Below are 12,800 nucleotides of genomic sequence, written 5' to 3' on the forward strand. Positions count from 1 at the left end.
AGCCATGTTCAAGCCGGTTTTGAAGGCATTATTAGGCGTCACTCTTGTTTGTTTTGGTCCGTCCGCTTCCTTTGCCGGACCGCAGGGCAAAACCACCAGCCTTTTGGCGGCCAGCTGGGAACCGGCCTTTTGCGAGGGCAAATCCGGCAAGCCGGAATGCAAAAGCCAGACGGCGGACCGTTTCGATGCCAGTCATTTCTCCCTGCACGGTCTCTGGCCGATGCGCAAGGACTATTGCAACGTGTCCAAGGCCGATATCGAGGCCGACAAGACCGGACGCTGGGATGATCTGCCAGCCGTGACGCTGAGCGCGGAGACCGAAAAGGCACTGGAAAAAGTGATGCCGGGCACCCAATCGGGTCTGCAAAAGCATGAATGGTTGCGCCACGGCACCTGCACCGGTCTATCGCAGGAGGATTATTTCAAAAGCGCGATTTCCTTGATGGATGATCTGAACACCTCTGCGGTTCAGGCGCTGTTTGCCTCCCATATCGGCAAGGAGGTCACCCAGAGCGACGTGCAGGCCGCGTTTGACAAGAGCTTTGGCGATGGCGCCGCAGAGCGGGTGAAAATGCATTGCGAGCAGGATGGCGATCGCCGTCTGGTGACGGAATTGACCATCGGCCTTGGCGATGGCACTGCCGATGCAAGCCTGAAAGACCGGATCGCCTCTGCCGGGCGCACCCGTTTTGATTGTGATCGCGGCATCGTCGATCCTGTCGGCCAGCAATAAGCCTTGCCCCGATCCGGAAGATAGCATCGTAAAACATGGCGGCGGACATTGCCCGTTCGCCTTGTTTGGCCTAGATAGCAGCTGGATTCCCTGAGAGTTTGATCTGAGGAAACGAGGAAGCCGGTTTTCCCGAAAAGACAAACGACTATAAAACAATTCAGAGTCTGTCCGGTTCAAGCTGAACGGACAGTCTCCAAGACGCGCGGAGCAATTTTAGAATGGCACGTCAGTTCATCTATCACATGGCCGGCCTGAACAAGGCCTATGGCAACAAGAAGATTCTTGAAAACATTCACCTGTCCTTCTACCCGGATGCCAAGATTGGTATTCTCGGTCCGAACGGTGCCGGTAAGTCGACCGTCCTGAAAATCATGGCCGGTCTCGACAAGGAATGGACCGGTGAAGCGTGGCTGGCCGAGGGCGCGACCCTGGGTTATCTGCCGCAGGAACCGCAGCTCGATGCCTCGAAGACGGTGATGGAAAACGTCATGGAAGGCGTGGCCGACAAGAAGGCCATTCTTGACCGTTACAACGAGCTGATGATGAACTATTCCGACGAGACAGCGGAAGAGGGCGCCAAGCTTCAAGATGTCATCGACAGCCAGAATCTCTGGGATCTGGAAAGCCAGGTTGAAATGGCCATGGATGCGCTGCGCTGCCCGCCCGGCGATGCTTCGGTTGACAACCTCTCCGGTGGTGAAAAGCGCCGCGTGGCACTTTGCCAGCTTTTGCTGCGCCAGCCCGATCTGTTGCTGCTCGACGAACCGACCAACCATCTGGACGCCGAAACCATCGCCTGGCTGGAAAAACATCTGCGCGAATATCCGGGCGCCATCCTGATGGTCACCCACGACCGCTACTTCCTCGACAATGTGACCGGCTGGATCCTTGAACTCGACCGTGGCCGCGGCATTCCCTACGAAGGAAATTATTCGGCTTACCTGAACGCCAAGGCCAAGCGCATGGCGCAGGAAGAGCGGGAAGAGGGCGCACGTCAGAAGGCGCTGACCCGTGAGCAGGAATGGATTGCCTCCAGCCCCAAGGCCCGTCAGGCCAAGTCCAAGGCCCGTATCCGCGCCTATGACGAGCTGGTCAAGGCTGCGGAAGACCGTCGTCCCGGCGAGGCGCAGATTATCATTCCCGTCGGCGAACGTCTGGGGCAGGTGGTTATCGAGGCGGAAAATATTTCCAAGTCCTATGGCGACCGGGTACTGTTTGAAAATCTTACGTTCAAACTGCCGCCGGGCGGCATTGTCGGTGTCATCGGCCCGAACGGTGCCGGTAAATCGACGCTGTTCAAGCTGATCACCGGTCAGGAAAAGCCGGATGCCGGAGACATCCGCATCGGTGATACGGTCGATCTCGGCTATGTCGACCAGAGCCGCGATTCGCTTGACGGCAACAAGAGCGTCTGGGAGGAAATCTCCGGCGGCAACGACGTCATCAAGCTCGGCAAGCACGAGATGAACAGCCGCGCCTATTGCGGTGCCTTCAACTTCAAGGGCGGCGATCAGCAGCAGAAAGTCGGCACACTTTCCGGCGGTCAGCGCAATCGGGTGCATCTGGCTAAGATGCTGAAATCCGGCGGCAATGTCATCCTGCTCGACGAACCGACGAACGATCTCGACACCGAAACGCTCGGTGCGCTGGAAGATGCGCTGGAAAATTTCGCCGGTTGCGCCGTGATCATCAGCCACGATCGCATGTTCCTCGACCGTCTGGCGACCCATATCCTCGCTTTTGAGGGCGACAGCCATGTGGAATGGTTCGAGGGCAATTTCGAGGATTACGAGAAGGACAAGATCCGTCGTCTTGGCGCCGATGCCGTCAATCCGAAGCGCGTGACCTACAAGCGTCTGACGCGATAACGCAATGTAAAAAAGGCGCTCCTGACTCTGGAGCGCCTTTTTTGATGACCTGTTCAATAGTCAGTTGGGCTTTAAAACTCGCTCCAGCCTTCCGTCTTGAGGGCGGTGTTGCCGGAAACGCGCGGAGCAGGGCGTGTGGCTCTTGCGGTTGCGACGGCAGGACGCTGCCTTGGCGCTTCGGCCTCTGCCGCGCCAGTCTTGAAGCGGCTGAGAAGGTCGCTGAGCTTTGCTGCTTCCTGTGCCAGACCTGTGCCTGCCGCATTCATTTCCTCGACCATGGCGGCATTCTGCTGGGTGGCCTGATCCATATGGTTGACGGCCGTATTGACCTCGCCAAGGCCGGAGGACTGTTCCTGAGCGGCGGTGGCGATGGCTTCCATATGCTGGTTGATCGATTGCACGAGATCCGCAATCATCGTCAGACCTTCGCCGGTATCGTTGACCAGCTTGACGCCTTCGGAAACGGCGGCCTCGGAATTGTTGATCAGGCCCTTGATGTCCTTGGCTGCCGAGGCGGAACGCTGTGCCAGTTCACGCACTTCCTGAGCGACGACGGCAAAGCCTTTGCCCGCCTCACCAGCGCGTGCGGCCTCGACGCCGGCATTAAGCGCCAGAAGATTGGTCTGGAAGGCGATCTCGTCGATCACCCCGATGATCTGGCTGATCTGGTTGGAGGCCTGTTCGATGCGACCCATGGCATCGACGGCTTTGTTGACGACGGCGGCGGATTGTTCGGCCCGGTTACGGGTGTTGCGCACCTGATCACGGGCTTCCGATGTGCGTTTCGTCGTGGCGTGAACGTTGGAGGTAATTTCTTCCAGTGCTGCTGCGGTCTGCTCAAGCGATGCGGCCTGCTGTTCAGTGCGCTTGGCGAGACTGTCGGAGGCATTGGAAATTTCCCCGCTGCCGCCACGGACATTGGAAGAGGCCGCCGCCACCATCACCAGAACCGAGCGCAGCTGGGTGACCGACTGATTGAAGTCGTGACGCAGAGCCTCGAATTGCGGGGCGAACTGATCATGGATTTCGCAGAGCATATCGCCGGCGGCTAGACGTTGCAGGCCCTCGGCCAGACGGCCCGTTGCCCGTTGCAGCCGCTCATCTGCTTCTGCTTCGGCCAGACGCTGCACCTCGGCGCGTTCCAGATCGGCTTTACGGCGGTTCTGTTCTGCTTCGATTTCCAGTTCCTGATTGCGGATGGCTGCCTTGCGAAACACTTCCACAGACCGCGCCATCCCGCCAATTTCATCATGACGTTCGATATCGGGCACGATCATGTCGTTCTGACCGCCTGCCAGTGAATTCATGCAGCTTGTGAGGCGACCCAGCGGCCGCGCCACCCGAAACACGATGACCACCATGCCTGCAACGGCAATGCCAGCCGCGAAGACGAATGCGAGAGCATAAAGCAGGAAGGTGTTGAGGGCATGGGCCTTGGCGCTCATGGAGAACTTGACCAGTTCCTCCATGGCTGCGGCAGCAACGAGCGCAACGCTGCCCTGAGCGGCGGTGTTTTTCGGACGGAATTCAGCAAAAGGCACAGGAGACGGTTTGCCTGAGGACAGGGCATCGATCACAGACTGTCGATACTGCTGAAAGGCATCGGCATAGAAACCATCCTGACCCTTCTGATAGGCTACGCGAACCGACGGAGGGGTCGAGGGATGCTTGATCGTCGAGCCGACAATGTCCCAGAAAGCGTCTGCACGGGAATCAAAACTGTCGAGCTGGGCAATTTCCTGCCGGGTGAACGGCTTGCCGCTGGCAAGGGCTGCATTGAGGATGAGGGAGGTTTCGCCAATGCCGACCCGGGCGTTCCAGGCGCTTCTGCGGATCTGGATCAGGGAAACAGTGGTCGGATCAAGGGTGCGGATTTTGTCTTCAAGTGTGATTTCTCCCTGATCGAGCGAATTGACCAGGTTGCCGCTCAGGGTCATCCACCGCGTTTTCAAGGCTTGATCGCGTTGTGATACGGGTGTCGACAGTGCTGTTATAATGTCTTTGCGCAGATTGATGATGTCGTCATTGGTGCTTTTGATATTGCCAATCATCGATTTAAGATCCGGATCGGCAATGCCCGCATAGAGAGGTTCAGCGCTGTTCATGGCCTTGACCACATCGCTCTGCATGGATTTTGCGGTTTCAAGCACTTTGCCAAGCTTTTCGGGTTCAACCAGGAGAAGTTGATCCCAGGCGCCGCGCTCCTGGCGCAGAGCCAGCAATGCCTCGAAATAGAATTTATCGAGCGATGCCAGTCGGGCAATATCCGTATACCGGCCATAATCATTCCAGGATTGTACCAGCGATATGCCCGCGACGGTGCTGATCATAACGCTTAGGGCTGCAAAGAACCCAATCAGAAGTGTTCGTAGGGAAAGGTGCACGGTCGTCACTCCAGTGTTATCGTGCGAGCGTTATAAATTTTGTTTCACGAATTTTGAGTTAAGAAAAAATGCTATAAAAACAATTTTTAATATACCCTGTTTTTTTAGGGATGCAAAATTAAAGGAGGCGTGCATTGACGCAAAATAGATCGATCGACATGAATACAGGAAAATGTTAACAGTAAACAATGTATTTATCGCTAATTCATTGAATGAGTTTATTGTTATACTTTGTAATATTTTGGAGCGGCGCATTATGAAATATACTGCTTAATAGGGTTCGTTGAAGGTGATTTTTTTAATAAAAATACAACTAAAATTATATATAATGAATCTCTTTATGAAATGATTTTCATATGAAGGGACCCCATCCGTAACGCCCGCAGTGTTGATGGATGTATCGGGAGAAGGGGGAGGTTGAATATCCTGGCACGGGATGAGGGCTGGGACTTGCGCAGAAGAGGCTTACGATATAAAGATATCTTTATGTCTTGATTGACGGAAGCGCTCTGAGATGACATTTGCTCTTGATACATTGGTGGAGTTGTTGAAGGCGGCGGGTGAGCCAACTCGCCTGCGCCTGCTCGCGCTTCTCGCCGGTGGCGATCTGACCGTGTCCGATCTGACCGAGATCTTGGGTCAGTCGCAGCCGCGCATCTCCCGACATTTGAAGCTTCTGGCAGAAGCCGAGCTTATCGATCGGTATCAGGAAGGGGCCTGGGCCTATTTTCGTTTGAAGCAGGACGGGGAGGCGACCGGTTTTGCCCGTCATGTGCTTGGTTCTGTCTCCAGCTATGATCCGGTTTTCATGCGCGATGCTGACAGGCTTGCCGCCGTCAAGCGCAATCGCGCCGAAAAGGCACAGGCCTATTTCAGCCGCAATGCCACGGAATGGGATGAATTGCGGCGCCTGCATGTCAATGACCGCGAAGTGGAAGCGGTGTTGTTAAGCCAGCTTGGTGCCCACCCTATTGAGGCGCTTCTGGATCTCGGCACGGGGACAGGGCGGATTTTACAGTTGCTGGCCGGATCTTATCAACGAGCGCTGGGCATTGATGCCAGCCGCGATATGCTGGCGGTGGCGCGGTCCAACCTCGACAAGGCCGGTGTGGGCAAAGCTTCGGTTCGCCAGGGTGATATTCTCAATCTGCCGCTGGACGGAGGCGAATTTGATGTCGTCATCATCCATCAGGTTCTGCATTTCCTGGTCGAGCCGGAACTGGCGCTGAAAGAGGCGGCCCGTATGCTGAAGCCCGGTGGCAGGCTGGCGATTGTCGATCTGGCACCACACCGGCTGGAACATCTGCGCGACGACCATGCGCATATCCGTCTTGGTTTTTCCCATGCCACCATGCAGGACTGGCTGATGAAGGCCGGATTCACCCTTGAACAGGCAATCGACGTCGCGCCGCGACAAATGGACGATACCGCGCTCACCGTCACCATCTGGCTGGCGTGCTACGCCCAGACGGCCGTGGACGAAATGCCGGAACTGAAAGCAGCAGGAGGTTTATGATGGCTGTCAAGACAGCGCAGGGCTCGGCTGAGAGGTCCTTCAAACTCTCCTTCGAATTTTTCCCGCCCAAATCCGAGGATATGGAAGGCCAATTGTGGCAGACGGTTGACGATCTGGCCGCCTGGCAGCCGGATTTCGTTTCCGTCACCTATGGGGCTGGCGGCACCACCAAGGCGCCGACCCTGTCGACCGTGAAGCGGCTGATTGCCGAGACGCCGCTTGCCACCGCCTCGCATCTGACTTGCGTGGGGGCAAGCCGGGCCGAGGTGGCGGAGGTGGTCGAGCAGTTTCGCGCTGCCGGTGTACGTCATTTCGTGGCTCTTCGCGGTGATCCGCCCACCGGTGTCGGCTCGCTCTATACGCCGCACCCTGACGGGTATGAAAACGCGGCGGCTCTGGTGAAGGGTCTTAAAGAGATCGATGACTTCGAGATTTCCGTTTCGGCTTATCCGGAAAAACATCCGGAAAGCCCCGATCTTTCCATGGATATCGACATGCTCAAGCGCAAGGTCGATCATGGTGCCACGCGGGCGCTGACCCAGTTTTTCTTCGATAACGATATTTTCGAGCGCTATCTTGATAAGGTGCGGGCGGCAGGTATCACCATTCCGATCGTACCTGGCATCATGCCGATCCTCAATCTTACCCAGCTCAAGCGTTTTGCCGGCATGTGCGGCGCAAGCGTTCCCATCTGGCTTGATGCCCGTTTTGAAGGTCTAGACGGCGATGCGGGCGAACGGGCCAAGGTTGCAGCTGCCGTTGCCAGCGAACAGATCGCCGATCTGAGAGCGCGCGGGATTGAAGAGTTTCACCTTTATACGATGAACCGGGCGCCGCTGGTCAACGCCACACTTGAAGCGCTGGGCTGCCGCAAGGCAGCGTCTGCGAATGACACCTCGACCGGTACACTGGCGCTGGTCTAGGCTTCATTGCGACAGGCTTTAGCACCGTAAAAACCTGCCGTGAAGCGTCGCTCTTTTTAGCGATCGGCTCACGGCAGGAAAATAATGTCTATGTCGATTGAGGTTCGCGAAATGTCAGCTCTGAGAAGCGCATTGTTCATGTTAAATGCGCTCTGCACCAGTCTCGGCTCTAAACAAAGAGCATCGCGGCGATAAACAGAAAAGCCGCGCTCACTGCCAGGATATTGATCGAACGTGTCAGTCCCATCGTGTCCTCCTTGCGTTTGCCTTTAAATATTATGTCTAAACTGTGACATTTGCAAAGCAGATTCGATGCTGCAATGCGATAAGGCTGCTGCTGCATGCAGCTTCACGTAAGATAACACACTGAAAGATTCCTGCAAAATTCCCTGGGTCGAGATTGGCGCAGAAAGAGAATTAACTATTTATATTGAATGATTTACGGTTTCATCCTTGTGTATGTCACAAGGTGGAATAATCGGGCGAAACAGCTGCTCTTCACGAATTATGTCGTTGAGCTGTGATTTGGATGACTTTGTGGTTTCGGACGCGCACCGGTCTCCGCTTTTCCATGCCCCATCCCATTCAAACAGAGGGAAGAGAGATGTACCAAATCGACGGTCATCGATGATAAAGGCCCGCCCGGTTTTCAGGACCGGGCGGGAATACTGCTTATTTCAGGTCGGCGAGAAGTGCGGGCGTTGGCCAGCCATCGGCGGGCAAATTGTGCTTCAGTTGTTCTTTCTGAACGGCATCGCGGGTGCCACCGCCAAGAATGCCGTCGATATCACCGACATTATAGCCCATGGCTTTCAGCTTGGTCTGCAACTGCTTCATCTGATCGACAGAGAGGCCGGGTTCGGGATTACCCTTCAGATAAGGCGGCGCCCCCGAAAGACGGGTGGCGAAATAGGCCGCCGATGTGGTGTAGATGAAGGATTTGTTCCATTCGAGATAGATCTGGAAATTCGGATAGGCCATGAAAGCCGGTCCCTTGCGCCCCTGCGGCAGGAGCAACTCGCCTTCGAGATCGGCAAATTTCGTGTTGCCGTCACGTGGCTTGACACCGAGCTTGAACCAGTCGCCCGCCTTCATGCCACTGTCAAAGCCGGTCTTTTCCCAAGGCAGGGTATCGGGCACAGTGACTTCCTGCAGCCAGGGTTCGCCACGCTTGAAGCCGAGATGCTGGATGAATTTCGCCGCCGTCATGATGGCATCGGGCGCGCTGGTTTTCAGTTGCACATGGCCATCACCATCACCATCGACACCATAGGCAACGATATCCTTGGGCAGCATCTGAACCTGGCCGATTTCGCCGGCCCAAGCCCCGGTGTTGGTGGCCGGATCGAGGTCGCCATGCTGCACCATGGTGATCAGAGCCAGCAATTGCGGGCGGAAAAGATCGGGTCGGCGGCAGTCATGCGCCAGCGTTACCAGCGCATTGCGGGTGTTGAAATTGCCCTGGAAGGCGCCGAAATCGGTCTCCATGCCCCAGAAGGCGGTAATCACGCCGGGGGGCACACCGTACTCCTGTTCTGCGCGGGAAAAGACATTGGCGTATTCCTGCATTTTCTTCAGGCCGATATCGTAGCGGCCCTTTGAGACGGTGCGAGAGGAAAACTCGATAAAGGTCTGCTTGAACACACCCTGCGTCCGGTCCATGGCCAGAACCTTCTGGTCGATTTGCGCACCGGCCAGCGCCTCGTCGGCGGCTTGCGGTGATGCGCCATTGGCCACGGCTTCGGCCTTGACACCGGCAAGGAAGCTTTGAAGATCGCCACCGCAAGGCACTTGCTGGGCCATTGCGGTGCCCGCCATCAGGCAGGTCAGGAGTGCGGCGGCGGACAGGCGGCGAAAACGAGGCATAGGTTTTCCTTCATGCAAAGCCGGGCGGCCGATGCCGCCATGGGCTGGATCAAAAATATTGTCCTGACAGTCCCGATGACCGTCACGATGGATGGGTCGTGGAACCGCGTGGCGCGTAACCGAGTGCCCATCGTCTGCACAGATTTTGTGACAGAAGCATGGTGCCGCGTCCAGTGTTCGTCTCCTGTCGTGCCATGATGCGATATGGGGTGAACCGGATTAATTGGCTGCAACCAGTTCCGGTGGCAGGAGTTGAGGCGGCAGGGGTGGCTCATTCATCGGTGGCAGCATCTGTTGCGGCGGCGCGCTTGGCACTGGCACCGGCCCGACCGGCTGCTGACGTACGGTTTGCAGCGAGGCGATCCAGTTTTTCCAGTTCTGACGGTTTCCGGCAAAGACATTGATGTCGGCTTCGCCCTTGATGCCGGGAATGACGCCGGTGGAGGTATATTGCCAGAATGCCCAGCGACGGTCGGCATAGATCTGCGACGGGTGTTTGGCGACCGAACGAACCCAGAAATAATGATCGGGGAAAGCACCGACCAGATTGTCGCGATGGAAATCCACCGAGGTATAGATGATCGGTCGCATGCCGTAATAGGCTTCGAGCCTGTCCATGAAGCGCTTCAGTTCGACCCGCACCTCTTGTGGCGAGGGTTTGCGGAAACAGGTTTTCGAGCCGTGGTTCCATTCGGCGTCAAGCACCGGTGGCATGTCCATGGACGCCTTCGGCACATTGGCAATAAACCAGTCCGCCTGCTGATCCGGGGTCGAGCAGAAATAATAGAAATGATAGGGCGCATGCGCGATACCGGCTGCACGGGCGCCGCGCCAGTAGTCCTGGAATTTCGGATCGATGACGTCCTTGCCTTCGGTCGCCTTGATGAAGACGAAGCTGATGCCGGACTGCTTGACCTTTTGCCAGTTGATGTCGCCGTTCCATTTGGACACGTCGATGCCGTGAACATCATGGCGGCTGGGGGAATCGCGTCCGAAATCCTGCGGATCATTGTCCTTGAATTTCGGTGCAATCGACGCCGTCTGCATGAAGTCGTAATTCGTCGATGTGCAGGAACTGACAAAAAGGCAAAAGGGAAGGACCGCCAGAAGCAGGGAACGCATAGCAAACCCATAAAAAAGAGATGATTTGCCCCTGATGCCAAGCGCGCACACGCAAGAACAAAAGAGGCGCCCAGCCTGTTTTGCTCCATCATCGTTAAATTTCGGTTAGTTTTAAAGAGAAAATTTCTCTCAACCCTAACCTGCACTATCAGGCAAGACGGATCACGGCGTGCCAGGCATAATCGCGATAAAGGCTGGTGAAACGCAGGCGCGCACCCGCCTTGTCAGCTTGTTCCTGCAATATGTCCTGCAGCGTTTCACGCGGCGTGACGTGAAAACGGGCGAGCCAGACATGCAGAAGACGGCGAAATGTCTCGGGCAGACGGGCCTGATGGCCGAAATCGACAATGTGCAATTCGCCGCCGGATTTCAGCGCGGCAAGGCTGGCCTCAATGGCTTTTTCCCAGTCCGGGATCATCGACAGGGCATAGGAGATCAGCACCCGGTCGAAACCGTCCAGGCCGAAATCCTCGGCACGAAAGGTGGTTGCGTCGGCGACACGCAGGCTTGGCGGGTGGCTCAGCACCCGGAAATTGCGCCTTGCCTGCGTGAGCATTTCGCTGGAAATATCGAAGCCGTGCAGCTCTGACGCAGGATAATGCCGGGCAGCCGCCACCAGATTGCGGCCTGTGCCGCAGGCGACTTCCAGCAAGCTGCCGCCTTCCGGTACGTTGAGCCCGGCAATGGCTCGGTCACGGCCCAGCAGGTAATATTTGCGGGTCAGATCATAGATATGGCGCTGATAGCGATAGACCTGATCCATCTTGCTGGCATGATGGCGGTCCAGCCCGTCTCCGGCAGGAAGTGCGCTCATGCTCTTTTCTCATAGATATGGAAGCCACCATAGATCGCCGAGCGATCCCGCTGGTTATAATGGTCCGACAGCTCCGACAGATAGGTCCACTGGTTGGCAACTGTGTCGGAGAGGCGGCCTTCGATCACGCTCTTTTCCGCAGCGGTTCGAAAAATCACGCGCGCACCCTTGTCGGCAGTGCGGGTGATTTCCGTCCACAAATCGTTGAGCTGCTGATCGGTCATCCAGTCCTGTGCGTCGAGCAGGATGAAGCGGTCGACGCTGCCTGCGGATTTGCTGGACAGAAGTTCGGTGTAGCTGGCATGATGCACGGCAACGCGGTCGACATTGGCACGAATGGTATCGTAATAATCGGCCCGCAGATAATCGGGCAGGGCGCCTTCGTCCTTGCGCGGATAGCGGCGGACAAAGGCCTGCCAGGCGAAATAATTGTCTTTCAGCGGGAAGTGACAGGCAAGCTTTTCCACCCGGTGTTTCAGAACAGGGGCGATGGTGCCGGTGTCGGAAACGCTGGCCAGCTCGTCATATTGCTGCGGCGGAATGCCAAGCCCGAAGAGTGAGCTTTTGCGGCTGGTGAGCCAGCGGATCAGCGGCTTGTCGAACAGCGGTGCGATGCGATTTTCGAAAAACTGGCGCTGTTCGCGCAACGACCGGCATTCGGTGATCTCGGCCAGACGCACACCATGCAGGCGTGCCAGAATATGGGCCACGGCAATGAAACGGCCAAGCAGGCCGGTGCGATAGAAATTACCGTTGAAAACGCCAATGCGGCGGCGGCCGGTCAGGCTGCGGCTCGTCCAGTAGCGCCTTGTACCCTCATCGAGCTTTGGCGCGATATAACGGTCGAACAGGGCCTGATTGTTGCTCTCGTCTTCGCGGGCGAGCAGTGTTACCACGGCGTCATGATCGGGCAGATGACCGAAGGCGGCGAGCTTCATCCGGTTGAGTGCGATATGATGCGGATTGAGATCGACCACGTCGATGCGGGCTGGTTCGCGTGACAGATAGGCCAGCATGTTGCAGCCGCCCGAACCTATGGTGACGACGCGATGACCAGCGGCAAGTGCCATGGCCTGCATATCGACATCCGGATCCTCCCAGATCTGCGGATAGACCAGACCGGAAAACAGAAGGCCGAAAAACCGTTCCGAAAGCCCCTTGCGGGATAAAGGCTTGTGTTGCAGCAATGCGCTTTTGAGTTTCCGGTTCTTGCCAAAGCCGGCTTCGGGAACGAGTTCAGTCATGGTCTAAAGGCCCTCTCTCGCGGTTTCGCCGTGGATAGAGCTTCTGCACAACAGTTTGATGACGGTGTCGCTTTCTGTAACCTGAAGGAGGCATTCTGAAAAGAATAGTTGTGTATAAACGATTGCCTTCCTCTCCATCCTCTTCAATCCGCATAAACGCAAGGGTAGCGCAAACGCGGAATAGGACGGCAATCAGCTGAATGATGAATATGAACGCCTGAAATTCAGGCATGATGTGCACAAAATCTGCTGAGTTCTGCCATAAGACTGTGCGATTTCGTCAGCGGTTTCCGTAAAGCCTGTTACAACACCATTTCGCAGGGGCATGGT

At 56.4% G+C, this 12,800-nt stretch carries 8 protein-coding genes and 1 pseudogene; 4 read left to right on the forward strand and 5 right to left on the reverse strand.

From position 1 onward, the window contains the following. Window positions 1-4: 4 nt before the first annotated feature. On the forward strand, window positions 5-733 hold the full coding sequence (locus NAC44_RS17880; RefSeq protein WP_250942921.1) for a ribonuclease T2 family protein: 729 nt from the start codon (window positions 5-7) through the stop codon (window positions 731-733). Window positions 734-951: 218 nt separating this feature from the next. Continuing rightward, complete coding sequence (gene ettA / locus NAC44_RS17885; protein WP_250942922.1) at window positions 952-2,601, forward strand: energy-dependent translational throttle protein EttA; 1,650 nt, start codon at window positions 952-954, stop codon at window positions 2,599-2,601. Window positions 2,602-2,672: 71 nt separating this feature from the next. Here ettA and NAC44_RS17890 read toward each other — a convergent pair whose 3' ends face one another. After that, on the reverse strand, window positions 2,673-4,931 hold the full coding sequence (locus tag NAC44_RS17890) for a methyl-accepting chemotaxis protein (RefSeq protein WP_250942923.1): 2,259 nt from the start codon (window positions 4,929-4,931) through the stop codon (window positions 2,673-2,675). A gap of 568 nt (window positions 4,932-5,499) precedes the next feature. Between NAC44_RS17890 and NAC44_RS17895 the strand changes: the two genes are divergently transcribed. Together NAC44_RS17895 and metF are read left to right on the forward strand one after the other, a co-directional pair. Beyond that, window positions 5,500-6,501 carry an ArsR/SmtB family transcription factor gene (locus tag NAC44_RS17895; RefSeq protein ID WP_250942924.1) on the forward strand — a complete coding sequence of 334 codons (1,002 nt, stop codon included), beginning with the start codon at window positions 5,500-5,502 and terminating at the stop codon, window positions 6,499-6,501. Then, a complete protein-coding gene (gene metF / locus NAC44_RS17900) occupies window positions 6,498-7,424 on the forward strand; it encodes a methylenetetrahydrofolate reductase [NAD(P)H] (RefSeq protein ID WP_420839974.1) in 927 nt (308 codons plus the stop codon). The genes NAC44_RS17895 and metF overlap by 4 nt, the downstream gene beginning before the upstream one ends. Window positions 7,425-8,096: 672 nt before the next feature. Here the strand turns inward: metF and NAC44_RS17905 are convergent. The 4 genes and pseudogenes from NAC44_RS17905 to NAC44_RS17920 all read right to left on the reverse strand — a co-directional run bounded on the left by NAC44_RS17905 (window position 8,097) and on the right by NAC44_RS17920 (window position 12,470). Next, on the reverse strand, window positions 8,097-9,290 hold the full coding sequence (locus NAC44_RS17905; RefSeq protein WP_250942926.1) for a lytic murein transglycosylase: 1,194 nt from the start codon (window positions 9,288-9,290) through the stop codon (window positions 8,097-8,099). A gap of 339 nt (window positions 9,291-9,629) precedes the next feature. Further along, window positions 9,630-10,412, reverse strand: a pseudogene (locus NAC44_RS17910) (glycoside hydrolase family 25 protein); the annotation flags it as partial. Window positions 10,413-10,560: 148 nt separating this feature from the next. Next, complete coding sequence (locus tag NAC44_RS17915) at window positions 10,561-11,226, reverse strand: class I SAM-dependent methyltransferase (RefSeq protein WP_250942928.1); 666 nt, start codon at window positions 11,224-11,226, stop codon at window positions 10,561-10,563. After that, window positions 11,223-12,470, reverse strand: coding sequence for a BtaA family protein (locus NAC44_RS17920; protein ID WP_250942929.1), 1,248 nt, complete (start codon window positions 12,468-12,470; stop codon window positions 11,223-11,225). Before NAC44_RS17920 ends, NAC44_RS17915 begins: the two co-directional genes overlap by 4 nt. Between the last annotated feature and the right edge of the window lie 330 nt (window positions 12,471-12,800).

This window comes from Allorhizobium sonneratiae (assembly GCF_023700755.1).
Taxonomy (GTDB): Bacteria; Pseudomonadota; Alphaproteobacteria; order Rhizobiales; family Rhizobiaceae; genus Allorhizobium; species Allorhizobium sonneratiae.

What these genes read in the sequence shown, in the direction of transcription:
- NAC44_RS17880 (WP_250942921.1), top strand. Translation starts at nt 5, where the DNA reads ATGTTCAAGCCGGTTTTGAAGGCATTATTAGGCGTCACTCTTGTTTGT.
- ettA (WP_250942922.1), top strand. Translation starts at nt 952, where the DNA reads ATGGCACGTCAGTTCATCTATCACATGGCCGGCCTGAACAAGGCCTAT.
- NAC44_RS17890 (WP_250942923.1), bottom strand. Translation starts at nt 4,931, where the DNA reads ATGATCAGCACCGTCGCGGGCATATCGCTGGTACAATCCTGGAATGAT.
- NAC44_RS17895 (WP_250942924.1), top strand. Translation starts at nt 5,500, where the DNA reads ATGACATTTGCTCTTGATACATTGGTGGAGTTGTTGAAGGCGGCGGGT.
- metF (WP_420839974.1), top strand. Translation starts at nt 6,498, where the DNA reads ATGATGGCTGTCAAGACAGCGCAGGGCTCGGCTGAGAGGTCCTTCAAA.
- NAC44_RS17905 (WP_250942926.1), bottom strand. Translation starts at nt 9,290, where the DNA reads ATGCCTCGTTTTCGCCGCCTGTCCGCCGCCGCACTCCTGACCTGCCTG.
- NAC44_RS17915 (WP_250942928.1), bottom strand. Translation starts at nt 11,226, where the DNA reads ATGAGCGCACTTCCTGCCGGAGACGGGCTGGACCGCCATCATGCCAGC.
- NAC44_RS17920 (WP_250942929.1), bottom strand. Translation starts at nt 12,470, where the DNA reads ATGACTGAACTCGTTCCCGAAGCCGGCTTTGGCAAGAACCGGAAACTC.